The following is a 23,826-nucleotide window of genomic DNA, read 5'->3' as shown; positions in this document are numbered from 1 at the left end:
TACAGCCCCGGAAAATAAATGCCGCCGGGGCTTACCGTTACTGCCCGCACACCTCACATCCCGGGTTACGCATCAGCTTCATTTCGCGAAACTGGCAGGTCATGGCGTCGTACATGACGATTTTTCCAGATGCGGGTTTACCGTAGTTTGCCAATAATTTAATGGCTTCCATGGCCTGTAATGAGCCGATCACGCCGATTAGCGGAGCCATTACGCCAGCTTCCACGCAGGTGAGGGCATTTTCACCGAACAGGCGGCTCAGGCAACGGTAGCAAGGTTCGCCTTCCTGATAGGTAAAGACGGTAATTTGTCCTTCCATGCGAATTGCCGCCCCGGAAACCAGCGGAACCTTTGCGCTAAAGCAGCCGGCATTAAGCTGATTGCGGATGCTGACGTTATCCGTACAGTCCAGCACCAAATCGTGTTTGGCGATCAGCGCGTGAATTTCGCTATCATCCAGTAGTGCGTTCACTGGCGTAATGGCGATATAAGGGTTAATCCGCGCCAGCGCGTCGCGGGCGGATAGCACTTTCGGTTGCCCTACGGTTGCATCGCTGTGCAGCGTCTGGCGCTGGAGGTTCGACACGGAAACGGTGTCAAAGTCGAGCAGCGTTAAATGCCCGACACCAGCGCCTGCCAGGTATTGGGTCGCGGCGCAGCCAAGTCCCCCCAGACCAACGACCAGTACCCGCGCCTCCTTCAGCGCTTCCTGACCTTCAAAATCGAAGCCGCGCAGAATGATTTGCCGGTTATAGCGCATCATCTCCTGGTCGCTGAGTTCCGCCATTACAGACCTCCAAACAGCGCGTTAAACGGCTCGACTTCAACCCACTCTCCGGCTTCAACGTTACCACGATCGCGTTCCAGCACGATAAAACAGTTGCCGAGGCTAAAGGAGCTAAAAATATGCGAACCCTGGTGTCCGGTGGTGGTGACTTCCAGTTCGCCTTCTGCGGTGCGCTGCAATACGCCACGTTGAAAATCCAGACGGCCTGGCGTTTTCTTCAGACGTGACGCGGTGCGTACGCGTTGACGAGGAGGCAACCCACAGCCCGTGTTGCCGCTAAGCTTCGCCAGCATTGGTTGCACCAGTTGATAAAAGGTGAGGGCTGCTGACACCGGGTTACCCGGCAGGCCGCAAAACCAACTGTTGCTTAGTTTGCCAAAGGCGAACGGTTTGCCCGGTTTGATGGCCAGCTTCCAGAAGGCAATTTCTCCCAGTTCCTCCAGAATGGTTTTGGTGTAATCCGCTTCACCGACAGAAACGCCGCCGGAGCTGATAACGACATCGGCCTGGCTGTCGGCTTCAATAAACGCCGCGCGTAGCGCGTTGGGATCGTCGCGAATAATTCCAAGGTTGATTACCTCGCAGCCCAACTGTTGCAGCATCAGGTGAACGGCCAGACGGTTGGTGTCATAAATCTGTCCGTCGCTCAGCGGTTGACCCGGCAGTTGCAGTTCATCACCGGTGGAGAACAACGCCACGCGGACTTTGCGCACAACAGGCACATCAGCAATACCGAGCGAAGCCAGAACCGGGAGCTCGGCGGTTGTCAGGCGAGTCCCGGCGGGGAAGACGACTGCACCGTTTGCAATATCTTCACCGCGCAGACGAATATTTTGTCCGCCGCGGACTTCGGCGGTAAAACGTACACCGTCATCGGTTTGTTCCGTTTGTTCCTGCATGACTACCGCTTCACAACCGGCAGGCACCGGGGCGCCGGTCATGATGCGGATACAGGTCCCCGCGGGCCATTCGCCGTGAAAAGGCTGTCCGGCAAAGGCTTTGCCTGCTACCGCAAGCGGCAGACCCGAGCGTAAATCGTCTAATCGTACCGCATAGCCATCCATTGCCGAATTATCGAATCCTGGTACATCAATGGGGGAAACGACGTCGGCGGCCAGAATGCGGCCAAAGCATTGAACCAGCGGCAGCGTTTCGACGGCGGTGAGCGGGGTAATACGCGACAGCATCTGAGAGAGAGCCGTTTCAAGCGGCATCAGTCCGGCGGTAAATTCCATGAGAAGACTCCTGCGGGCAAAATCGAATCCGGCCATTATGTCAGAAAATGGCCGCGGACAGTATGCTACCTCAGGCTTAGAATCAGATCTGGTCAAGGTTTCATGCCAGAGGATAGCGCCACAGGAAAAATGCAGTATAGACTCAATATTTCCGCTCTTTTCCCCAGGGGGCTAAATGGCTACTCCTATTCCGGACGCAATTCGACGACAGGTGAATGCCGCCAGTGCGCTCATCCGCCAGCTTTTCGAGGAGAATCTCGTGGCTATTCATCTGTATGGTTCTGCTGTCGACAGCGGCTCAAAACCTCTCAGCGACATTGATTTGTTGGTCACCATACGGGAACCAATGGATGCCCGGTTAAGAGAAACCGTAATGCGGGAATTGCTGACCATTTCAGCGCCGCCCGGGACTTCAGAGCGTTATCGCGCGCTGGAAGTCACTGTTGTTGTGTACTCGCTGATCGTACCGTGGCAATTCCCACCCGTAAGAGAAATGCAGTTTGGCGAGTGGTTGCGTGAGGAGATCGACGCCGGCGTGTTTGAACCGGCGCTGGCGGATGCTGATCTTGCCATTTTGCTGACCCAGGCCCGGCGCGCCAGCGTACCGTTGTTCGGTGAACCCGCTGATATATTATTCAACGCCATTCCTGCCAATGATGTCTTGAAAACGTTTCGACATATTCTTGAACAGTGGCAAGAACCCGCAGATTTAGAGGGTGATGAGCGCAATATCATTCTGGCTCTGGCGCGCATCTGGTACAGCGTCGTGACCGGCGATATTGTCGCTAAGGATGAGGCCGCGTCGTGGCTCATGCCTAAATTGCCCGTTGAGCATGCTGACACGCTGCAAGCTGCATGTGCGGAATATCTGGGGGTGGCCAAAACGAACTGGGCTGAATCCATGCCGTCAGTACAACGGTTTGTATGGTATGCAAAAAAACAGATTACCGATCTGCTTGAATAGGTTATTCAACGTCGTCGGGGATTCATTCCTGTTAACTCCATCTGAATGACCTGACAGCATCGATTATGAGAGGCAGGCCTTTACCTTTACATGACGTCTGCATCTTTCTATATTCAAAAATCGAATCAATAAGTCACCGAAATTCTGATATTTATAACCCCGGAACCGGTCACCTTAATGGACGAAAAAATGGGTAAAGCAGTTATTGCAATTCACGGCGGCGCCGGGGCTATTACCCGTGCACAGCTGAGCCAGGAGCAGGAGTTGCGTTATATACAGGCGCTGTCAGATGTTGTCGAAACCGGTCAGCGGATGCTCGAAGAGGGGCGTAGCGCACTGGATGTGGTGACCGAGGCCGTGCGTCTGCTGGAAGAGTGCCCGCTGTTTAATGCTGGAATTGGCGCAGTATATACCCGTGATGAAACCCATGAGCTGGACGCCTGCGTGATGGACGGTAATACCCTGAAAGCGGGAGCCGTCGCGGGAGTCAGTCATCTGCGAAATCCAGTTCTCGCGGCACGTCTGGTGATGGAACACAGCCCACACGTCATGATGATAGGTGAGGGGGCAGAGAATTTTGCCATTGCGCAGGGTATGGAGCGCGTTTCGGCGGATATTTTCTCGACGCCAGAACGCTACGCTCAACTGCTGGCGGCGCGAACGGCGGGTGAAATGGTGCTGGATCATAACGCTACCCCACTGGATGAGAATAACAAAATGGGTACCGTGGGGGCGGTTGCGCTGGATATGTCTGGTAATCTGGCGGCGGCGACATCGACCGGCGGGATGACCAACAAATTGCCGGGCCGGGTGGGTGACAGTCCACTGGTTGGCGCAGGCTGTTATGCCAATAACGCAAACGTGGCGGTTTCCTGCACCGGAACCGGAGAAGTCTTTATTCGTGCGCTGGCGGCTTATGACATTGCGGCATTGATGGATTATGGCGGCCTGAGTTTATCTGAGGCGTGCGAGCGTGTGGTGATGGAAAAATTACCGGCGTTGGGCGGCAGTGGCGGCTTAATTGCTATCGATCATGAGGGCAATGTCGCCTTACCGTTTAACAGTGAAGGCATGTACCGTGCCTGGGGATACGCGGGCGATACGCCAACCACCGGTATTTATCGGGAAAAAGGAGATACCATTGCCACACAGTGATGAGCTTGACGTCAGTGACGTGCTGGCAGTGAGTAACCTGAACATTGCCTTTGAACAGGAACAGCAGCGCGTGAGTGCGGTGCGTAATCTGTCATTTCGCCTGAAGCGTGGAGAAACGCTGGCGATAGTTGGCGAGTCCGGTTCAGGAAAGTCGGTCACGGCTTTGTCGCTGATGCGTCTGATAGAACAGGCTGGCGGCGAGGTGAGCTGTGATGAAATGCTCCTCCGACGCCGCAACCGCCAGGTTATTGAGCTGGGTGAACAGAGCGCATCACAGATGCGCCACGTGCGCGGCGCGGATATCGCGATGATCTTTCAGGAGCCGATGACATCGCTAAATCCGGTGTTTACCGTGGGTGAGCAGATTGCCGAGTCTATCCGTTTACACCAGGGGGCCAGTCATGAAGAGGCGATGCTGGAAGCTAAACGGATGCTCGATCAGGTCCGTATTCCTGAGGCGAAGGCGATTTTATCGCGTTATCCGCACCAGCTTTCCGGCGGCATGCGCCAGCGCGTGATGATCGCCATGGCGCTGTCGTGCCGCCCTGCGGTGCTGATTGCCGATGAGCCGACCACCGCGCTGGATGTCACTATTCAGGCGCAGATCCTGCAACTCATAAAAGTGTTGCAGCAGGATATGTCGATGGGGGTGATCTTTATTACCCACGATATGGGTGTGGTGGCGGATATTGCCGACCGTGTGCTGGTAATGTATCAGGGTGAGGCGGTTGAAACCGGCAGCGTTGAGCAGATCTTTCATGCTCCCCAGCATCCCTATACTAAAGCGTTGCTGGCAGCCGTACCGCAGCTTGGCGCCATGAGCGGACAAGCGTATCCGCGCCGTTTCCCACTTATTTCTTTACACGATCCCAGTCATGTTGAACCGCAAACCGAGCAGGACACCGTGGTTGAAGGCGAGCCTATCCTACGGGTACGCAATCTGGTGACGCGTTTTCCTCTGCGCAGCGGCATTCTTAACCGGGTAACCCGTGAGGTGCATGCGGTGGAAAACGTCAGCTTTGACCTGTGGCCGGGAGAAACGCTCTCGCTGGTGGGCGAGTCGGGCTGCGGCAAATCCACCACCGGGCGGGCGTTGCTGCGCCTGGTTGAGTCTCAGCGTGGAGAGATCATCTTCAACGGACAGCGGATTGATACCCTCGCCGCCAGCAAACTGCAGCCGCTGCGCCGGGACATTCAGTTCATCTTCCAGGACCCTTATGCATCGCTCGATCCTCGCCAGACGGTGGGATATTCCATTTTAGAGCCGTTACGGGTGCATGGATTACTGCAAGGTGATGCGGCGGCAAAACGGGTTGCCTGGCTGCTGGAGCGCGTAGGATTGCTCCCTGAGCATGCCTGGCGCTATCCGCACGAGTTTTCCGGCGGTCAGCGTCAGCGTATCTGCATTGCCCGGGCGCTGGCGCTCAATCCCAAGGTAATCATTGCCGATGAGTCGGTCTCGGCGCTGGATGTCTCGATTCGTGGGCAAATTATCAACTTGTTGCTCGACCTGCAGCGCGAAATGGGGATCGCATATCTGTTTATTTCCCACGATATGGCGGTAGTGGAGCGGATCAGTCACCGTGTGGCGGTGATGTATCTGGGGCAGATTGTCGAGATCGGTACCCGGCGGGCGGTATTTGAAAATCCACAGCATCCGTATACGCGCAAACTGATGGCGGCAGTACCGGTGGCCGATCCATCACATCATCGGCCCCAGCGCGTGCTGTTATCGGATGATATCCCCAGCAATATCCGCAAGCGCGGCGAAGAGATTTCCCCCGTGTCACTACAGTTAGTTGGCCCGGGGCATTATGTCGCGCGTCCACAACCAGAAAATGTGCTTTCGCGTTTATAACAGGCAGACAGGGTTTAAGGAGAATAACATGACAAAAATTGTTGCTCGAAAATGGCTGGTTGCTGTGGGAGTGGCCTCGGCGCTGGCCGCCGCACCGGGCTGGGCCGCCAAAGACGTGGTGGTGGCAGTGGGATCTAACTTCACCACGCTCGACCCCTATGACGCGAACGACACGTTGTCGCAGGCGGTAGCAAAGTCGTTTTATCAAGGGCTGTTTGGCCTTGATAAAGAGATGAAGCTGAAAAATGTGCTGGCGGAGAGTTATACGGTTTCTGATGATGGCCTGACTTACACCCTTAAGCTGCGTCAGGGCGTGAAGTTTCAGGATGGCACTGACTTCAACGCCGATGCGGTCAAAGCTAACCTCGATCGGGCCAGTAATCCGGAAAACCATCTGAAACGCTACAACCTGTATAAGAATATTGATAAAACCGAGGTTGTCGACCCGTCGACGGTGAAGATTACGCTGAAGCAACCGTTCTCGGCATTCATCAATATTCTGGCGCACCCGGCAACGGCGATGATTTCGCCTGCCGCGCTGGAGAAATACGGTAAGGAGATCGGCTTTCATCCTGTCGGCACCGGACCGTATCAGCTTGAAACCTGGAATCAGACGGATTTTGTGAAGGTTAAGAAGTTCGCGGGCTACTGGCAGCAAGGGTTGCCAAAGCTTGACACGATTACCTGGCGTCCGGTGACCGACAACAACACGCGTGCGGCCATGCTGCAGACCGGGGAGGCGCAGTTTGCCTTCCCGATCCCTTACGAGCAGGCGGCGCTACTGGCGAAGAACAAAAACCTGGAACTGGTGGCCAGTCCGTCTATCATGCAGCGCTATATCAGCATGAACGTCACGCAAAAACCGTTCGATAACCCGAAGGTGCGTGAGGCGCTGAATTATGCCATCAACCGTCAGGCGCTGGTGAAAGTCGCTTTTGCCGGGTACGCGACGCCTGCCACCGGTGTTCTCCCGCCATCGATTGCCTATGCGCAAAGCTATACGCCGTGGCCTTACGATCCGGCGAAAGCGCGCGAGTTGCTGAAAGAAGCGGGTTACCCTAATGGTTTTACCACCACGCTATGGTCTTCGCATAACCACAGTACCGCGCAGAAAGTACTGCAATTTACTCAGCAGCAGTTGGCACAGGTGGGCATTAAGGCGCAGGTAACAGCGATGGACGCTGGTCAGCGAGCGGCGGAAGTTGAAGGTAAAGCGCAGAAAGAGAGCGGAGTGCGGATGTTCTACACCGGCTGGTCTGCTTCTACAGGTGAAGCGGACTGGGCGCTGTCGCCGCTATTTGCATCACAAAACTGGCCGCCGACGCTGTTTAACACGGCGTTTTACAGTAATAAGCAGGTGGACAGTGATTTAGCCGCGGCTCTGCAAACCAACGATCCGGCGCAGAAAGCGAAGCTGTACAAAGATGCGCAGGATATCATCTGGAAAGAGTCGCCGTGGATCCCGCTGGTAGTGGAAAAACTGATTTCGGCGCACAGCACCAGGTTGACGGGATTCTGGATCATGCCGGATACCGGATTTAGCTTTGATGATGCGGATTTAAAATAAGCGATGCATTCGGCCCCGTAATGCAGGGGCCGGCGAAGGGAGCGTGATGCTTAACTATGTTTTCAAGCGCCTGCTGGGGTTGATCCCAACGCTGTTGATTGTGGCGGTGCTGGTGTTTTTATTTGTTCACCTGCTACCCGGCGATCCGGCCCGGCTGATTGCCGGACCGGAGGCCGATGCTGAGGTAATTGAACTGGTGCGTAAGCAACTGGGTCTGGACCAACCGCTGCATATTCAGTTCTGGCATTACATGACCAACGTGTTGCAAGGCGATTTTGGAACCTCGATGGTTTCTCGCCGCCCGGTTGCGGAAGAGATTGCCAGCCGTTTTATGCCATCGCTATGGCTGACAATTGCCAGTATGGCGTGGGCAGTGTTATTTGGCATGACGGCGGGGATTATCGCCGCCGTGTGGCGTAATCGCTGGCCGGACAGGTTAAGTATGACGCTGGCGGTCACCGGGATCTCTTTTCCGGCTTTTGCGCTCGGCATGCTGCTTATGCAGATATTTTCCGTTGAACTCGGCTGGTTGCCCACCGTGGGCGCTGACACCTGGCTGCACTATATCCTCCCGTCAATTACGCTGGGGGCGGCGGTGGCTGCGGTGCTGGCCCGCTTTACCCGTGCTTCGTTTGTCGATGTGCTCAGTGAAGATTATATGCGCACTGCGCGAGCTAAAGGGGTGAGTGAAACCTGGGTGGTGTTGAAACATGGTCTGCGTAACGCGATGATCCTGGTGGTTACCATGATGGGGCTACAGTTTGGTTTTTTACTCGGCGGCTCAATCGTGGTTGAGAAGGTGTTTAACTGGCCAGGGCTTGGACGACTGTTAGTGGACTCAGTCGAAATGCGCGACTACCCGGTGATACAGGCCGAGGTGCTGTTATTCTCTCTGGAGTTTATTCTTATTAATTTAGTGGTGGATGTACTCTACGCCGCCATTAATCCGGCTATCAGGTACAAGTAAGGATGCGATTTTTTAACTGGCGCCGACAGGCGATTTTAAATGCGATGCCCCTTGTTAAGCCAGAGCAGATTCGCACGCCGTGGCATGAGTTCTGGCGTCGTTTCCGCCGCCAGCACATGGCGATGATCGCGGGATTGTTTGTCCTTATCCTGATTATGGTGGCGATTTTTGCCCGCTGGCTGACGCCATTTGATGCCGAAAACTACTTCGATTATGACCGTCTGAATGACGGGCCGTCGATGCTGCACTGGTTCGGCGTTGACTCCCTGGGACGGGATATCTTTAGCCGTGTGCTGGTTGGGGCGCAAATCTCGTTGGCGGCAGGGGTCTTTGCCGTATTTATTGGCGCGACGATTGGCACCGTGCTGGGGTTACTGGCGGGATACTACGAAGGCTGGTGGGATCGACTGATTATGCGCATCTGCGATGTACTGTTCGCCTTTCCGGGTATTTTGCTGGCGATCGCTGTGGTGGCAGTGCTGGGCAGCGGTATTGCCAACGTGATTATTGCCGTGGCTATTTTTTCTATTCCGGCCTTCGCGCGTCTGGTGCGTGGGAATACGCTAGTGCTGAAGCAGCAGACCTTTATTGAATCTGCGCGCAGTATTGGCGCCAGCGATGCAACCATCATCTTTAACCATATTCTGCCGGGAACGGTCTCATCGATTGTGGTCTTTTTTACCATGCGAATTGGCACGTCGATTATCTCTGCCGCGAGCTTGTCATTTCTGGGATTGGGCGCGCAGCCGCCGACCCCGGAGTGGGGGGCAATGCTCAATGAGGCGCGGGCCGATATGGTGATTGCGCCGCATGTGGCGATTTTCCCGGCGGTGGCGATATTTCTGACGGTGCTGGCGTTTAACTTACTGGGCGATGGCCTGCGCGACGCGCTGGACCCGAAGATAAAAGGATAAACCACAGGCCGGATAAGACGTAACGCTTATCCGGCCTACGTTGGGTTACGCTATTTAAACGCGGGTGCCCCACAGATCGTATTCATCTGCGTTTTCGACCTTCACGCGGATGATATCGCCAGGTTTCACCCTGGTTTCGCCATTCAGGTATACCGCGCCATCGATTTCCGGGGCGTCAGCCATACTGCGACCAATCGCGCCTTCTTCGTCAACTTCATCAACGATAACCAGAATTTCGCGGCCCACTTTCTCCTGCAAGCGTTCAGCAGAGATCTGCTGTTGCAACTGCATAAAGCGGTTCCAGCGTTCTTCTTTCACCTCTTCCGGGATTTGATCCGGCAGGTCATTGGCGCCAGCGCCTTCTACCGGGCTGTACTTAAAGCAGCCGACGCGATCCAGGCGTGCTTCCTTCAGGAAGTCGAGCAACATCTGGAAGTCTTCTTCTGTTTCACCCGGGAAACCGACAATGAAGGTGGAGCGCAGCGTCAGTTCAGGACAGATTTCACGCCACTGCTTGATGCGCGCCAGCTGTCTGTCCACGGAGCCTGGGCGTTTCATCAGCTTGAGAATACGCGGGCTGGCATGCTGCAGCGGGATGTCCAGATACGGCAGGATTTTGCCTTCCGCCATCAACGGGATCACGTCATCAACGTGCGGGTAGGGATAGACGTAATGCAGACGCGTCCAGATCCCCAGTTTTGATAACTGTTCGCACAGATCAACCATGCTGGTTTTGACCGGCTCGCCGTTATGGAAACCGGTGCGATGCTTCACATCCACGCCGTACGCGGACGTATCCTGAGAAATGACCAGTATCTCTTTCACGCCCGCATCTACCAGACGCTTGGCTTCGCTGAGAACGTCGCCGATCGGACGACTCACCAGATCGCCACGCATCGACGGAATAATGCAGAACGTGCAGCGGTGGTTGCAGCCTTCAGAAATTTTCAGATAGGCATAATGGCGCGGAGTCAGCTTGACGCCCTGCTCAGGAACCAGACTCTGGAACGGGTTATGCTTTGGTTTTGGCACATAGTGGTGAACGTGCTCCAGAACCTGTTCATAGCTGTGCGGACCGGTGATTTCCAGCACTTTCGGGTGGACTTCACGGATCTGATCAACTTTCGCGCCCAGACAGCCGGTAACGATCACCTTGCCGTTTTCGTTTAACGCTTCGCCGATTGCTTCCAGGGACTCCTGAACCGCGCTGTCGATAAAGCCGCAGGTGTTAACGATAACCATATCCGCATCGTCGTAGCTTGGCACAACATCATAGCCTTCGGTACGAAGTTCGGTCAGGATGCGCTCAGAATCGACGAGGTTTTTCGGACAACCTAGTGATATAAAACCAATTTTTGCCATTTTCTTATACTGTACATTGCTCGTAATCGGGGGATTATACAGATGCCGTCACGGTACATCTATATCTGATCGGTATAAGGCGCAGGGAAGACTGGCTTCTCATTTTGCATATTGTCGCAGCCAGATTTGCTTGTCTTAGCGGCAGAGTAACTTGCCGAGGGTTGTAACATTGTAAATTATGTTAATCAATTGAGCTTTGTTGATGTAGGACATCTATTTGTTCAAAAATCAACCATACTATTAAGTTGCACCATGGTTGGAAAGAGGAGGAACAAAGTATGGTTGTTGACAGACTGAGAACCGATCTTCTCAACAAATTGATAAACGCCCGTATCGAACTTGCCGCTTATCTGCTGTTGAGAAAAGCGAAAGGCTACATGTCAGTCAGCGAGAGCGATCGTCTGCGTGATAATTTTTTTGTGCTGAATCGCGAATTGCACGAGCAATCACAGCTTCACGGTATGCATCTTGATCAGGAAGAGTGGAATGCCCTTCATCGTGCTGAAGGGGCGTTAGCCGCCGCCGCTGTTTGTCTTATGAGTGGACATCACGATTGTCCAACTTTTATTGCCGTTAACGCAGATAAACTGGAAAACTGCCTGACAACGCTGACGCTGAGCATCCAGTGTTTGCAATCTTATCCAACGCTGGAACACGTCTGAATCAGGGGGAGGGCGCTCCCCCTTTTTGTTAAGATTATGTAAATGTGACGGGGTAATTCCCCCTGCTGGCTACGCTTTATGCAGAGCCATTAAGGAGGTGTTATGCGTCGACTCTTTCTCTGTGCTATCCCACTTGCGCTATTTTCCTCTTATGCCGCCGCGGTAAAGGTGGAGGTGCTGCAAACCAAACTCGATCACCCGTGGTCGCTGGCTTTTTTACCCGATAATCGCGGTATATTAATTACCCTTAAAGGCGGCCAGCTTAGACTTTGGCAACCTGATAAGGGGCTTTCCGACCCGCTGACCGGCGTACCTAAAGTCTGGGCGAATGGTCAGGGAGGATTGTTGGATGTGGCGTTAGCGCCTGATTTTGCACAATCCCGGCGAGTGTGGCTCAGCTTTGCTGAAGTTGATAGTGAAGGTAAAGCCGGCACGGCGGTAGGTTACGGACGCCTGAGCGACGATCTCAAACACCTGCAAGCGTTCCAGACCGTTTTTCGCCAACAGCCGAAGCTCTCAACCGGAAACCATTTTGGCGGGCGCATGGTGTTTGATGGCCATGGCTATCTGTTTATTGGCCTGGGTGAAAATAACCAACGTGCAACCGCGCAGGAGCTGGATAAATTGCAGGGCAAGGTGGTACGTCTGACCGACGAGGGCAAAACGCCGCCGGATAATCCGTTTGTGAATCAGTCGGGAGCGCGGGCAGAAATTTGGTCGTATGGCATCCGTAATCCACAAGGTATGGCGATGAATCCATGGAGCGATGCGCTGTGGCTCAATGAGCATGGTCCGCGCGGAGGCGATGAAATCAATATCCCCGCAAGAGGCAAAAACTACGGTTGGCCGATCGCGACCTGGGGGATTAACTATAGTGGTCTCAAAATTCCCGAAGCCAGGGGCCAAATTGTTGCGGGTACAGAACAACCTATTTTTTACTGGGAAAAGTCACCGGCGGTCAGCGGGATGGCTTTTTATCATAGCGATACCTTCCCGCAGTGGCGGCAGAAGTTATTCATTGGCGCATTGAAAGATAAAGAGGTGATCGTGCTGAGCGTTAAAGGGAATGCGGTCACGGAGGATGGCCGCATTTTACAGGATAGAGGGCAGCGGATCCGCGATGTGCGCGTCGGACCAGACGGCTATTTGTACGTGTTAACCGACGAGTCCGACGGGGAATTATTGAAAGTGAGTCCCTGAGCTGATTAGCTGACCGGGATCATTACCACTTTTTGAAATGCCGGGCGTTCCGTCAGTTGCTGATACCAGCGTTCCAGGTGTGGACGCGGGGTCCAGGTGAGACCAACGTTGAACAGGTTATAGACGAATGGCGCAATGGCGATATCCGCCGTGCCGAATTCCGCCCCGGAGAACCACGGCTGGTCCGCCAGCGCGTTATCCAGAATAGCAAACAGGTTATCGCAAACCTGAGTACTTGCCTCAATGGCTGCCATGTCGCGCTGATCGGCCGGCGTTCTGACCAGACCAAATAAGATAACCCGGTGCGTAGGACTCAGCGTCTGGTTCGCCCAGTCCATCCATTTTTCGCCGACGGCACGCGCGGCCGGGGCGTCAATCCATAAGCGATTTTGTCCGTACTGAGCCGCCAGATAACGGACAATAGTATTGGATTCCCACAGGACAACGTCCGTTTCATCATCGCGTAGCAGTGGGACCAACCCGTTCGGGTTCATCGCCAGATAGTCGGCGTCGCGGTTACCGCCATGCTGCCCGCCCGCCAGAATTTGGTTATACGGCAGTTCCAGTTCTTCAAGCGTCCACAATACTTTTTTTACGTTGGTCGAGTTATTGCGACCCCATAGTGTAATCATAGTAACCCCGCAAATTAATTGAGCAGCTTCATGGCTGCAGATACCCTCTGACTCGCTCACATGGTGGGGTAAACCTAATATTTACGCAACAACGTCTAAAAAAATCGTGCCAGGGGCAGCGCTGCGCGGCGTTATTGCATAAACTTTAAAAACTTTACCAACTTACGGTTTCTTTAAGCTCGTTAGTGCGTTATTACTCACCGCACTTATTTTACACGTCATCCATCAGGTTTTTTCTGCAATGGGTTGGCCGAGGTTGTCTGGCCAGTTTTGTGTAAACACGGTGTGGTATGACGTGGTTTTTTAGAATGGATACTCGGGTGGCATTTATGACGCAATACTTCTCTTCACTTCGCAGCTTTGCTGCAGGTTCTGCACTCTTAATCCTTTTGGCGCCGACCGTACAGGCGGCGGAGCAACCCACGGCTCCGCCGAGCGTGGACGCGCGTGCATGGATCCTGATGGATTACGCCAGCGGCAAGGTGCTGGCGGAAGGTAATGCTGATGAGAAACTGGATCCTGCCAGTCTGACCAAGATTATGACCAGCTATGTGGTCGGTCAGGCGCTGAAGGCCGGAAAAATTAACCTCAACGACATGGTCACCGTGGGCAAAGATGCCTGGGCGACCGGTAATCCGGCCCTGCGCGGTTCGTCGGTTATGTTCCTCAAACCTGGCGATCAGGTTGCGGTATCCGATCTGAACAAAGGCGTTATCATTCAGTCTGGTAATGATGCCTGTATCGCACTCGCTGATTACGTTGCCGGGAGCCAGGAGTCCTTCATCGGTCTGATGAACGGTTACGCGAAAAAGCTGGGACTGACCAATACCACGTTCCAGACGGTGCATGGCCTGGATGCGGCAGGGCAGTTCAGTACCGCGCGTGATATGGCGTTGCTCGGCAAGGCGTTAATCCACGATGTGCCCGAAGAGTACGCTATTCACAAAGAGAAAGAGTTTACCTTTAATAAAATTCGCCAGCCGAACCGCAACCGTCTGTTGTGGAGCACCAACCTGAACGTGGACGGAATGAAAACCGGTACCACAGCTGGCGCAGGTTATAACCTCGTCGCTTCCGCGACCCAGGGGGATATGCGCCTGATCTCCGTCGTGCTGGGAGCAAAAACCGACCGTATCCGTTTTAATGAGTCCGAAAAGCTGCTGACCTGGGGCTTCCGCTTCTTTGAAACCGTTACGCCGATCAAGCCGGATGCCACCTTCGTGACTCAGCGCGTCTGGTTTGGCGATAAGAGCGAAGTCAATTTGGGTGCCGGGGAAGCGGGTTCGGTTACCATCCCGCGCGGTCAGCTTAAGAACCTGAAAGCCAGCTTTACGCTGACTGAGCCACAGTTAACCGCGCCGCTGAAAAAGGGGCAGGTTGTGGGGACTATCGACTTCCAGTTGAACGGTAAATCTATCGAGCAGCGTCCGTTGATGGTGATGGAAGCGGTGGAAGAGGGTGGTTTCTTTAGCCGGATGTGGGATTTTGTGATGATGAAGTTCCACCAGTGGTTTGGCGGTTGGTTCTCTTAATCTAACCGATTGCCGGATGGCGCTACTATCGCTGTCCGGCAGTATCACCTAATACAACAGCTTTATGCGTTGCGCCTTAGCGTATTCCACAAACTCATCGTCGGGGCGGCTATCACTGATGATGGTATCAAAACGTTTTAATTCCCCCATCCTCGCAGGACGTACCTTCCCAAACTTGCTGTGGTCGACCACCAGAACGTGATGCTGCGCCATCGACATTGCCCAGTGTTTTACTGCTAACTCTTCCAGATTAAAACAGGTCACGCCTTTCTCAATGTGCACGCCTGCCGCGGAATAAAAGGCGATATCCGGGCACAGATTATTCAGTGTTTCCTGAAAATCGAGCGGTTTGAAGATGGCGTTACTGGCATGAAATTCCCCGCCACACAGAATGACGCGACACTGTGGTTTTTCCTGCAATACCAGAAATGTATTTAGCGAGTAGCAGATTGCGGTGAAAGGCAGTTCATTGTCGATAGCCTCAATAATCCACGGCGTGGTCGTGCCGCAGTCGAAAAAGATGGTCTGATGCGCCTGTACGAGGCTTGCCGCCTGCTGGGCGGCACGGCGCTTTTCATCAACCAGACGGGATTTTTGATCGCTGATTAAATAGTGGTTGGCGCTGCGGGGCTCAAGAACAATATAGCCCCCGAGCAAGACGACAGGCGCATTGTTATTATTCAGGTCGCGACGAATGGTCATCTCAGATACGCCCAGCAGCGTCGCGGCTTCTTTGAGGTGTAATTTATCGCTGCGTTTCAGCGCCTGTAGCAACTGACCAATACGCTCGTCGCGTCGAGTTTCCATAGTTCCCCTGGAGAGTAGTATAAGTGCTCGTATTGCGCCTAATACTACTCTTTTTACCGTGGGTTAGTCACGCACCCAGCCTTTACGGATGGGCAGAGCGAAACAGGTGCGATAGCAGGTCTGCAAGCCGAAATATAGGGTGGCGCCGAACCGTTGCCAGATCATCTGGGCGCTCAGGCAGCCGATCAGCCCAGCCAGGAATCCGCCCAGCATATCCAGCGGCCAGTGCACGCCAAGGTAAACGCGCGACCATGCAATCGCCACGGCGACAACCATCAGCAGCGCGCCAGTCCACAGACGATGCCAGAACAGGAAAGCCAGAGCAAAAGTAAAGATAACCGTGCCGTGATCGCTCGGGAAAGAGTCATCCGCCGCATGGTGGAGGAAGTTGTACCCAATGTGGTTAACGAACGGACGATCGTGGGGGAACAGATGCCCCATCAGCCATGAAATAGTCAGGCCGACTGCCAGCGCTATCGCCATTTTTATGACCAACTGGCGTTGGAGAGTAACCTGAGCGCGCGGTCCCCAAAGCCAGAGAATAACGGCTAACAGCGGGACAATGCTGATTAAATCTTTGGCAATAAATATGGCGAGCGAGATAGCCCATTGCGCTGAGTCCGGCGTGGCATTGATGAGATAAAAAAGCGAGTTGTTCAGATTTTCCAGCATAACGTCCAGACTCAGTGTAATTGTTAAAAGGCCCATAGGGGGAGAGCATAAAATTGCTGTTACAGGATAAAAAGCGGTCTTGTCTTATTTGTCTGCTAAATGACTATTTTTAAGACAATTAATGGGACTTATTGAGCATGATAGCGGCCTCAACTTAAATTAACCTTAAAGCAAAATGTTCTTGAGCAAATGAATGTAAAAATGTGCGCATTTTGCTTTCAAATCACATAATTCACTATCACCGGTACGGCGCATTTATTACACTTTGCGCGTTTTTTCCTTTGCTAAGAGACTGCATGCAAAACCGTTTATCTTCAGGCGCCCGGTTGGGGCGTCAGGCATTACTTTTTCCTCTCTGTCTGGTGCTTTACGAATTCTCTACTTATATCGGTAACGATATGATCCAACCTGGAATGTTGGCGGTGGTGGAGCAATATCAGGCCGGATTAGACTGGGTACCCACTTCCATGACTGCCTATCTGGCGGGTGGCATGTTTTTACAGTGGCTGTTAGGACCGCTGTCGGATCGTATTGGTCGTCGCCCGGTGATGTTAACCGGCGTGCTGTGGTTCATTGTGACCTGCCTTGCGACTCTGCTGGCACAGAATATTGAGCAGTTTACCTTTCTGCGTTTCTTGCAGGGGATAAGCCTGTGCTTTATTGGCGCGGTGGGTTACGCCGCAATTCAGGAATCTTTTGAGGAAGCGGTATGCATTAAAATTACCGCGCTGATGGCAAACGTGGCGCTGATTGCGCCGCTGCTGGGACCGTTAGTTGGCGCGGCCTGGGTGCATGTTCTGCCGTGGGAAGGGATGTTTATCCTGTTTGCCGCCCTCGCAGCTATCTCCTTTTTTGGCCTGCAACGCGCGATGCCGGAAACGGCGACCCGGCTTGGTGAAAAACTGTCCATTAAAGATCTGGGTAAAGATTATAAGCTGGTGCTAAAAAATGGGCGTTTTGTTGCCGGCGCGCTGGCGTTGGGTTTTGTCAGCCTGCCGTTACTGGCGTGGATTGCCCAGTCGCCGATTATTATCATCAGCGGAGAACACCTCAGCAGTTACGAATATGGCCTGTTGCAGGTGCCGATTTTTGGGGCGCTGATTGCTGGTAATCTGGTGCTGGCGCGTCTGACTTCGCGCAAGACCGTGCGTTCGCTGATTATCATGGGCGGCTGGCCTATCGCCGTCGGGCTGGTGATTGCCGCGGCGGCCACGGTGGTGTCATCCCATGCGTATTTGTGGATGACGGCGGGTTTGAGTATCTATGCGTTTGGCATTGGCGTGGCGAATGCGGGGCTGGTCCGCCTGACGTTGTTTGCCAGTGAAATGAGTAAGGGTACGGTTTCTGCCGCCATGGGCATGTTGCAGATGCTGATTTTTACCGTCGGTATTGAGTTGAGCAAACATGCTTATCTGCTGGGAGGAAACGGCTTGTTCAGCCTGTTTAATCTGGCAAGCGGCGTACTGTGGCTGATATTGATGGTTATCTTTCTGAAAGATAAACGGGTAGGGAATTCCCGGGAAGGCTGAAGCCCGGTTGCCCGGGCTTCGCAAAACTTAGTGGTGATCGTCAATCTGATGTTCGATGATCATCCCTTCACCTACGCTGGCAACATGTCGCGCATAAGGATGCGCGCGATAGACAGGGGCCGGGGCAGGTGCCGGGGCAACATACACCGTTTGCGGCGCGGTCGTCACGCTGACCGCCTGCGGAACGCTGACGGAAGAGGGCACGACCACCACTTTATAACCGCTTGGTACATCCACGGTAACGCTTTGCGCAAATGCTGTTCCGGTAAAGCCCAGCAACAATGTTGCCATCAGTACACTTTTCTTCATGATCCGCTCGCCTGAAGTAATCACCGGAGGTAATAATCCAGTGGAGTTAATTTGAGGCGGATTATGAATAGATCATATCATCATTTTGTTGCCGTCTGTGCTGAGGCGTTAATGCGTAAACGGCGCTTCGTTTTTTAATACGCGGTCGATAACATCCAGCACACCCTCTTCGTTGTTCGATCCCGCGCGATATTTTGCCGCCTGGACAACCGGTTCGTGAGCGTTGGCCATTGCGAAACTAAATCCCGCCTGACGCAGCATCTCAATATCATTTCCGCCATCGCCAAACACAACAACCTCGTCGTCGCTAATATTCCAGCGTTGTTGCAGCAGGCGCAGACCGTTTGCCTTATGCACACCTGGAATAATTAAATCGATGCTGCCGTAGCCGGTATGCACCGGTACCATGATATCGCCAATTGCCTCATGGAGATCGGCCTGCACCTGCGGGATACGGTCGTCTGAAATATTCAGCCCGAATTTGAAAAAAACGTCGTTGAGGTTGTCAAAATTATCTACAAATTCAAGACGATGATAGTACATGGCGGAAACGGATTTATGCTCATCGCTGTATTTTTTGAGCGTATAGGCGCTGTTTTTACCGCAGGCGATAATGTCGATGTCCGTACGGGTCAACAGATGCTCCACGATGGCCTTGAAATCGTCTTTTGCCAGTTCACCGTTAAAAATATCTTTCCCTTCACTGACTACCCAACCGCCGTTTTCAGCGACAAATGAGATTTCATTGGCCAGTTCAGGGAAAAAGGAGATGAGCTGGTAATACTGGTTGCCGCTGGCGACGACAAAACGGATGCCTTGTTTTTTCATCTGCTGGTATTGCGCCATAAACCGCTCACGGTTATAGGTTTTTTGGTCGCTTAAAAAAGTGCCGTCCATGTCGACCGCAATTAATTTGATGCTCATTAGCTGTTCTCCATCACAGGGGGATTTTTGAGATCCGGTTTCGCCACCGCTTTCGCGACGATGGCGGCGATAAGCACCAGCGCCAGCACCACCAGCATAGCGCTGCGCAGGCCGTAGTGTTCACCCAGATAGCCGAGCAGCGGCGGCCCTACCAGGAACGCCAGGTAGCCGGTGGTCGCCACAACGCTGACGCGGGTTGGCGCATCGGGACCGGTGTCGCTGGCGGCTGAAATGGTCAGCGGGAAGCCGAGCGATGCGCCAAGCCCCCAGAGAATAACGGAAACACCTGCTACCCATGTGCTATCGACAAAAATAATCAGACTGATGCCAAGCGCACCCATCAGCGCGCTGGCACGCACTACCGCGACGCGGCTGTAGCGGTCGATGAACCAGCCGCCGGTGAATCGACCCACGGTCATCCCCAGCGTAAAACCAGCATAAATCAGCGAGCCTGATGTCGGGCTAAACCCGTGGCCATCCACCATTAGCAGCGGCAGCCAGTCGTTGGCCGAACCTTCAGCAAACGCCATTGCCAGCACTACGACGCCAATCAGCAGCAACTGAATGTCGCGATAAAAAGGCACGCCTTTTTCGCTGGAGTGAGCGCCGTCAGAGGCATTCTTGCCTGTGCCGTCTGGAATGGCCTTGATGGCGATAAAGATAGGAGTGATTGCCACCATTGCCGCCAGTAAAATATGTAAAGTCGCTGGAACGCTGAAGGCGGTAAGCATCATCCCGACCCCGGCTCCCGCCAGCGTTCCCAGACTGTAAAAACCATGCATCATCGGCAGCACGGTTTTGTTCATTTCGCGCTCAACTGCCGCGCCTTCGACGTTGATGGCGACTTCCGCCGCGCCAAAACTGGCGCCAAACACGCCCAGGCCAAACGCGAAAAGCCATGCGGAATGCAACCAGAGCGCCGCGCTGAGGATAGCCATCCCGAGGACTGCACAGGACATGGTGGTGCGGATCACTTTACGCGTGCCAAATCGTTTCACCAGCCAGGCCGAACAAAGAATGCCACTCATCGAACCAACAGAGAGTCCAAACAATACCGCGCCCATTTCGGCGGTGGAGATGGAGAGGATATCTCGGATGGCAGGAGTACGCGTTGCCCAGGAAGCCATTAGTAATCCGGGTAAAAAGAAAAACGTGAAAAGCGCCCAGGTGCGACGTCTTAAGGCTTTGCGTGGTGAGGTGCCAGTCATGAATTCGAGCCAAAGAAAAGAGGGAAGAAGACAACATTAGCAAGACTGTGTACATTTGTACACAAATGCAAGGAGAGGAAATGCAGTGCGACGCGCGAACGATCCGCTACGGCGGGAAAAGATAGTTCAGGCCACCTTGGAGGCGGTAATCGCCTACGGTGTCCATGGGGTTACGCACCGAAAAATCGCCATGATTGCCGGGGTGCCGCTGGGTTCAATGACCTATTATTTCTCAGGAATAGATGAGCTTTTAATGGAGGCGTTCGGGCGCTTTACTGACACAATGTCTCAGCAGTATCAGGCTTTTTTTGCCGACGTTGCGGATGCGCAGGAAGCCTGCCATGCCATTACCGAGATGATTTACAGCTCCCAGGTTACGACGCCCGATAATATGGAACTTATGTACCAGCTGTATGCTTTCGCCAGTCGCAAACCGACGTTGAAAATGGTGATGCAAAACTGGATGTTACGCAGTCAACAAACACTGGAACAATGGTTTGAACCGGTAACTGCGCGGGCGCTGGATGCATTTCTCGAAGGAATGACGCTGCATTTTGTCACCGACAAAAAACCGCTGTCGCGGGAGGATATTCTGGTGATGGTGGAGCGTATTGCTGGATTGCCGCAGAGATAACATTATCAAAATGGTTTGTCGAGGCGGGTAACGGCCTGACGTAAAAAATCGATGACTTTCATCGCCGCTGGCGTCAATGGTCGGGCGGCTATTTTTACCGTCCCGACATCCATATAAGTAATAAAATCATCAATCGTTCTGTGCATAACGCGCAGACCATCCAGTGACCACGGGCGATACACCAGGTCGGATAAAATGGTTATGCCTCTGCCTTTTGCAACCAGGCTTCTTATGGCTTCAAAAGAGTTGCTGCGAAAACTGATATTGGGCGTATAACCACGCTGCTGCCAGTAATCGATGATTACGTCAGGGTACTTATCGGTTTCCAGCAGTAAAAATGGAAGCTTCTCGACGTCTTTTAAACGGATCGAAGATTTGCTCTGTAGCGGATGCCCAATAGACGTCCACAGGCGGCGCTGTGAACGAATAAATGTTTCGATCTCCAGGTCGTTATCATGGCTGATGTTTGAGGTCAGAAGCAGACAAAAATCGACCTTGTGTTCCCGGAGCGCCTGTACCAGTTCCGGTGCTGTAGCTTCATAAAACACGATCTCCAGCAAAGGAAAACGTCGTTCAATATCGTTGAGTATATCCGGGATAAGATAAGCAGAGAGCGTTTCGGCAATGCCTATGCGCACCGTGCCGGTAAGAATTTCACTTCTGTCATGCAGGTCGTCAACAGCCGAGTGGCTACTGTTGATGATGTTGCAGGCATGTGCCAGAAAGCGCTCGCCCTCGGCGGTGAGCTTCACCCCTTTGGGGTAACGTACAAATAGTTGCACGTCTAATGCTTCTTCCAGATTCCGCATGGCAATGGTCATTGATGACTGAGAAATATGACAGCGCGCAGCAGCTTTGGAAATTTGTAATGTTTCTGCAAGCGCGATGTAAAACTCAAGTTGCCTTAGCGTAAATTTCATAGTTTTAATCTATGCACATGGATAAAAACGTTATATTAGCATTCATTTTCACGCCGCCGTAGCCTTGTGGTCATACCGTACAACTGACAATAAGGCGCATATATGCCCTATTTTTTACTCAGTCTGGCCGCCTGTTTTTGGGGTGGAAATTATGTGATTGGTCATCTATTGGTTGCTGAAGTTGATCCCATTGTTTTATCAGCGGCACGCTGGATATTTACCGCGTTATTATTGATGGCGCTCTATTTTCGTCAGGTCGCAGAGCAATGGCCGGTGATGAAAAAATCCTTTGGTACTATCGTCTTCCTCGCGCTTTGTGGTCAGGTTCTTTTTCCCTTAACGCTGTATATCGGCCTGCAATATACAACCTCGCTCAATGCGGCGATTTATATGTCCACCACCCCGGCGCTCGTTCTGTTAATCAATAAGTTCTTTTTTAAAGAGCGGATTTCTGCGCGAAATATAGCCGGTGTGATCCTGAGTACTGTTGGTGTTATCTGGCTGGTGTCGCAGGGCGATATGATACACGCGCGGGTATTTGCACATCTGAATCAGGGCGATGTCTGGACCATGGGGTCGGCGGTAAGTTGGGCTGTTTATTGTGCTTTTTTGCGCATTAAACCGCGTGAGGTGAAGGGAAACGCCTTTGTCGCCGTGAGCGCGCTGCTCGGTGCGATGGTGCTGATTCCGGTACTGGTTGTGGAGCTGATGCGCAATGGTATGCCGGGCTGGGATAGCTATGCCAATACAGGTGTTATTACTGGGCTGGCATACCTTGTTATTTTTCCTTCCTGGCTGTCATATCTGTTATGGAACAAAGGGATTAGCGCCATTGGCGCAACCCGCGGAGAGATATACTCGCACTTGATCCCACTGAGTGGCGGATTATTTAGCGTTATGTTTTTGCACGTCACTCTGCATTCATATCATCTGGTGAGCGCGTTGGTTATTATGTGCGGTATAGCATTGTGTTCCCGCCCGAGTGCCAAAAAAGGCTCGCAGCAGCGCACGGCGTAAAAAAGCGAGTAAATTAGCTTACAGTTGCGCCCCCGGTAATATTTACCACTGTGGCGGTTATTGCTCCGGCATGGTCTGAAGCCAGAAAGGTTGTAACCTCAGCGATTTGTGCCAGCGTAGGCAGGCGTCCGATCATGGTGCTTTGTGCCGCACCGCCTAACCATTGTTCGATGGTTAAACCCATTGACTGTGCTTTCGCGGTGAAAATCTCCCCGGTATAGGAACCGGCCGCTACCGCATCCACAATCGCATGCGAGCGCACGCCGACGACACGAATGTTTATTGGTCCCGTCTCGCTGGCAAGCGCTTTAATAAACGCTTCTGTTCCTGCACAGCCGACGATATGGCCGAGATGCCCGGGCATCGCCATCGGGGCGGCGGGCGCAACGATGGTGAGAATGACGCCCGCTCGATCGCCGCCCATGTGCGGCGTTACGGCTTTTGCGATATTGAACTGCGCCGCAAGGAAAGGGGTGATACCACTCATAAACTCAGAGAGGGATAATGCGTCGATGTGCTTGCCCTGTTCATGCATAAAGCCGGTCGCGTTAACCACCACATCAATTCCACCGGTTTGCTGTACCAGGCGGGTAACTTGTGTTAAGGCGTCGTGCTCGTCGAGCACATCGGTGATAAACGTATCGACGGTACCCCCCGCCATTCGCAGGCGACTGGCCGCCCAATCAAGCTTTTCCTGACAGCGCGCGCCCAGGTATACATGAGCACCTTCGCGCGCCATCGCCTGTGCAACCGCGCTACCAATAGCGCCGCTGCCGCCGAAGATCACCGCAACCTTTCCAGTAAGCAACATAGTAAACTCCCGTCACCTGTAAGCACCGATTAAAAGTATGTGCCATAACCGGCGTGCTGCAAATTTGGGGAGGAATTACGGGGAGAAGGGGGGATAGCAAATTTCAGGCAACAAAAAACCCATCAACCTTGAACCAAAACGGCGGGGTTGATGGGCTCCA

Annotated in this window: 23 protein-coding genes; 12 read left to right on the top strand and 11 right to left on the bottom strand. The window is 53.3% G+C overall.

The window, feature by feature from the left end; genetic code table 11:
• Window positions 1–37: 37 nt before the first annotated feature.
• The gene (gene moeB / locus ICA20_RS16190; RefSeq protein ID WP_038639163.1) at window positions 38–787 is read right to left on the bottom strand and encodes a molybdopterin-synthase adenylyltransferase MoeB; all 750 of its coding nucleotides are present in this window, start codon (window positions 785–787) and stop codon (window positions 38–40) included.
• Entirely contained in the window at window positions 787–2,022 is a 1,236-nt protein-coding gene (moeA, locus tag ICA20_RS16185) for a molybdopterin molybdotransferase MoeA (RefSeq protein WP_038639168.1), read from the bottom strand. Before moeA ends, moeB begins: the two co-directional genes overlap by 1 nt.
• Window positions 2,023–2,197: 175 nt before the next feature.
• On the opposite strand from moeA, the gene ICA20_RS16180 reads away from it, so the two are divergent.
• The 6 genes from ICA20_RS16180 to gsiD all read left to right on the top strand — a co-directional run bounded on the left by ICA20_RS16180 (window position 2,198) and on the right by gsiD (window position 9,447).
• Window positions 2,198–2,986 carry an aminoglycoside nucleotidyltransferase ANT9 gene (locus ICA20_RS16180; RefSeq protein WP_038639171.1) on the top strand — a complete coding sequence of 263 codons (789 nt, stop codon included), beginning with the start codon at window positions 2,198–2,200 and terminating at the stop codon, window positions 2,984–2,986.
• 189 nt (window positions 2,987–3,175) lie between these two features.
• Window positions 3,176–4,141 carry a beta-aspartyl-peptidase gene (gene iaaA / locus ICA20_RS16175; protein ID WP_038643092.1) on the top strand — a complete coding sequence of 322 codons (966 nt, stop codon included), beginning with the start codon at window positions 3,176–3,178 and terminating at the stop codon, window positions 4,139–4,141.
• Window positions 4,128–5,999 (top strand): glutathione ABC transporter ATP-binding protein GsiA, encoded by a 1,872-nt coding sequence (gene gsiA / locus ICA20_RS16170; RefSeq protein WP_038639174.1) that lies wholly within the window; start codon window positions 4,128–4,130, stop codon window positions 5,997–5,999. Before iaaA ends, gsiA begins: the two co-directional genes overlap by 14 nt.
• 28 nt (window positions 6,000–6,027) lie before the next feature.
• Window positions 6,028–7,566, top strand: a complete 1,539-nt coding sequence (gene gsiB, locus ICA20_RS16165) for a glutathione ABC transporter substrate-binding protein GsiB (protein WP_038639178.1) — start codon at window positions 6,028–6,030, stop codon at window positions 7,564–7,566.
• Window positions 7,567–7,612: 46 nt separating this feature from the next.
• On the top strand, window positions 7,613–8,533 hold the full coding sequence (gsiC, locus tag ICA20_RS16160; RefSeq protein ID WP_038639181.1) for a glutathione ABC transporter permease GsiC: 921 nt from the start codon (window positions 7,613–7,615) through the stop codon (window positions 8,531–8,533).
• Window positions 8,534–8,535: 2 nt separating this feature from the next.
• Window positions 8,536–9,447 carry a glutathione ABC transporter permease GsiD gene (gene gsiD, locus ICA20_RS16155; RefSeq protein WP_038639184.1) on the top strand — a complete coding sequence of 304 codons (912 nt, stop codon included), beginning with the start codon at window positions 8,536–8,538 and terminating at the stop codon, window positions 9,445–9,447.
• A gap of 54 nt (window positions 9,448–9,501) precedes the next feature.
• Here gsiD and rimO read toward each other — a convergent pair whose 3' ends face one another.
• Complete coding sequence (gene rimO / locus ICA20_RS16150; RefSeq protein WP_038639187.1) at window positions 9,502–10,809, bottom strand: 30S ribosomal protein S12 methylthiotransferase RimO; 1,308 nt, start codon at window positions 10,807–10,809, stop codon at window positions 9,502–9,504.
• A 278-nt stretch (window positions 10,810–11,087) separates the two neighbouring features.
• Here rimO and bssR point away from each other — a divergent pair, with 278 nt between their 5' ends.
• The gene (bssR, locus tag ICA20_RS16145; RefSeq protein ID WP_038639191.1) at window positions 11,088–11,471 is read left to right on the top strand and encodes a biofilm formation regulator BssR; all 384 of its coding nucleotides are present in this window, start codon (window positions 11,088–11,090) and stop codon (window positions 11,469–11,471) included.
• Window positions 11,472–11,573: 102 nt separating this feature from the next.
• Window positions 11,574–12,671, top strand: a complete 1,098-nt coding sequence (locus ICA20_RS16140; protein ID WP_038639194.1) for a PQQ-dependent sugar dehydrogenase — start codon at window positions 11,574–11,576, stop codon at window positions 12,669–12,671.
• A gap of 5 nt (window positions 12,672–12,676) precedes the next feature.
• On the opposite strand, the gene ICA20_RS16135 is transcribed toward ICA20_RS16140, so the two are convergent.
• Window positions 12,677–13,303, bottom strand: coding sequence for a glutathione S-transferase family protein (locus tag ICA20_RS16135; RefSeq protein ID WP_038639196.1), 627 nt, complete (start codon window positions 13,301–13,303; stop codon window positions 12,677–12,679).
• 329 nt (window positions 13,304–13,632) lie between these two features.
• Here ICA20_RS16135 and dacC point away from each other — a divergent pair, with 329 nt between their 5' ends.
• A complete protein-coding gene (gene dacC / locus ICA20_RS16130; protein ID WP_032940149.1) occupies window positions 13,633–14,835 on the top strand; it encodes a serine-type D-Ala-D-Ala carboxypeptidase in 1,203 nt (400 codons plus the stop codon).
• A 48-nt stretch (window positions 14,836–14,883) separates the two neighbouring features.
• Here dacC and deoR read toward each other — a convergent pair whose 3' ends face one another.
• Both deoR and ybjG read right to left on the bottom strand, forming a co-directional pair.
• On the bottom strand, window positions 14,884–15,642 hold the full coding sequence (gene deoR, locus ICA20_RS16125; RefSeq protein WP_038639198.1) for a DNA-binding transcriptional repressor DeoR: 759 nt from the start codon (window positions 15,640–15,642) through the stop codon (window positions 14,884–14,886).
• Between the two features lie 63 nt (window positions 15,643–15,705).
• Window positions 15,706–16,314, bottom strand: coding sequence for an undecaprenyl-diphosphate phosphatase (gene ybjG / locus ICA20_RS16120; RefSeq protein ID WP_038639201.1), 609 nt, complete (start codon window positions 16,312–16,314; stop codon window positions 15,706–15,708).
• A 296-nt stretch (window positions 16,315–16,610) separates the two neighbouring features.
• Between ybjG and ICA20_RS16115 the strand changes: the two genes are divergently transcribed.
• Window positions 16,611–17,843 (top strand): MFS transporter, encoded by a 1,233-nt coding sequence (locus ICA20_RS16115; RefSeq protein ID WP_038639204.1) that lies wholly within the window; start codon window positions 16,611–16,613, stop codon window positions 17,841–17,843.
• 27 nt (window positions 17,844–17,870) lie between these two features.
• Here ICA20_RS16115 and ICA20_RS16110 read toward each other — a convergent pair whose 3' ends face one another.
• From ICA20_RS16110 to ICA20_RS16100, 3 genes are all read right to left on the bottom strand, one after another.
• The gene (locus ICA20_RS16110) at window positions 17,871–18,152 is read right to left on the bottom strand and encodes a hypothetical protein (RefSeq protein WP_038639207.1); all 282 of its coding nucleotides are present in this window, start codon (window positions 18,150–18,152) and stop codon (window positions 17,871–17,873) included.
• Between the two features lie 108 nt (window positions 18,153–18,260).
• Window positions 18,261–19,076 (bottom strand): Cof-type HAD-IIB family hydrolase, encoded by an 816-nt coding sequence (locus tag ICA20_RS16105; protein WP_038639210.1) that lies wholly within the window; start codon window positions 19,074–19,076, stop codon window positions 18,261–18,263.
• On the bottom strand, window positions 19,076–20,284 hold the full coding sequence (locus ICA20_RS16100) for an MFS transporter (RefSeq protein WP_038639212.1): 1,209 nt from the start codon (window positions 20,282–20,284) through the stop codon (window positions 19,076–19,078). The genes ICA20_RS16105 and ICA20_RS16100 overlap by 1 nt, the downstream gene beginning before the upstream one ends.
• 85 nt (window positions 20,285–20,369) lie before the next feature.
• Here ICA20_RS16100 and ICA20_RS16095 point away from each other — a divergent pair, with 85 nt between their 5' ends.
• A complete protein-coding gene (locus tag ICA20_RS16095) occupies window positions 20,370–20,918 on the top strand; it encodes a TetR/AcrR family transcriptional regulator (protein WP_038639215.1) in 549 nt (182 codons plus the stop codon).
• A 5-nt stretch (window positions 20,919–20,923) separates the two neighbouring features.
• Here the strand turns inward: ICA20_RS16095 and ICA20_RS16090 are convergent, their stop codons facing one another.
• A complete protein-coding gene (locus ICA20_RS16090; protein WP_038639218.1) occupies window positions 20,924–21,838 on the bottom strand; it encodes a LysR family transcriptional regulator in 915 nt (304 codons plus the stop codon).
• 102 nt (window positions 21,839–21,940) lie between these two features.
• Here ICA20_RS16090 and ICA20_RS16085 point away from each other — a divergent pair, with 102 nt between their 5' ends.
• A complete protein-coding gene (locus tag ICA20_RS16085) occupies window positions 21,941–22,855 on the top strand; it encodes a DMT family transporter (RefSeq protein ID WP_038639220.1) in 915 nt (304 codons plus the stop codon).
• A gap of 13 nt (window positions 22,856–22,868) precedes the next feature.
• Here the strand turns inward: ICA20_RS16085 and ICA20_RS16080 are convergent, their stop codons facing one another.
• Window positions 22,869–23,666 carry an SDR family oxidoreductase gene (locus ICA20_RS16080; protein WP_038639222.1) on the bottom strand — a complete coding sequence of 266 codons (798 nt, stop codon included), beginning with the start codon at window positions 23,664–23,666 and terminating at the stop codon, window positions 22,869–22,871.
• Window positions 23,667–23,826 lie beyond the last annotated feature (160 nt).

Origin of the sequence: Citrobacter sp. C5_2 (assembly GCF_014596845.2) — a bacterium.
Classification (GTDB): domain Bacteria; phylum Pseudomonadota; class Gammaproteobacteria; order Enterobacterales; family Enterobacteriaceae; genus Citrobacter; species Citrobacter werkmanii.
This window is presented reverse-complemented; position numbering and strand designations above follow the sequence as displayed.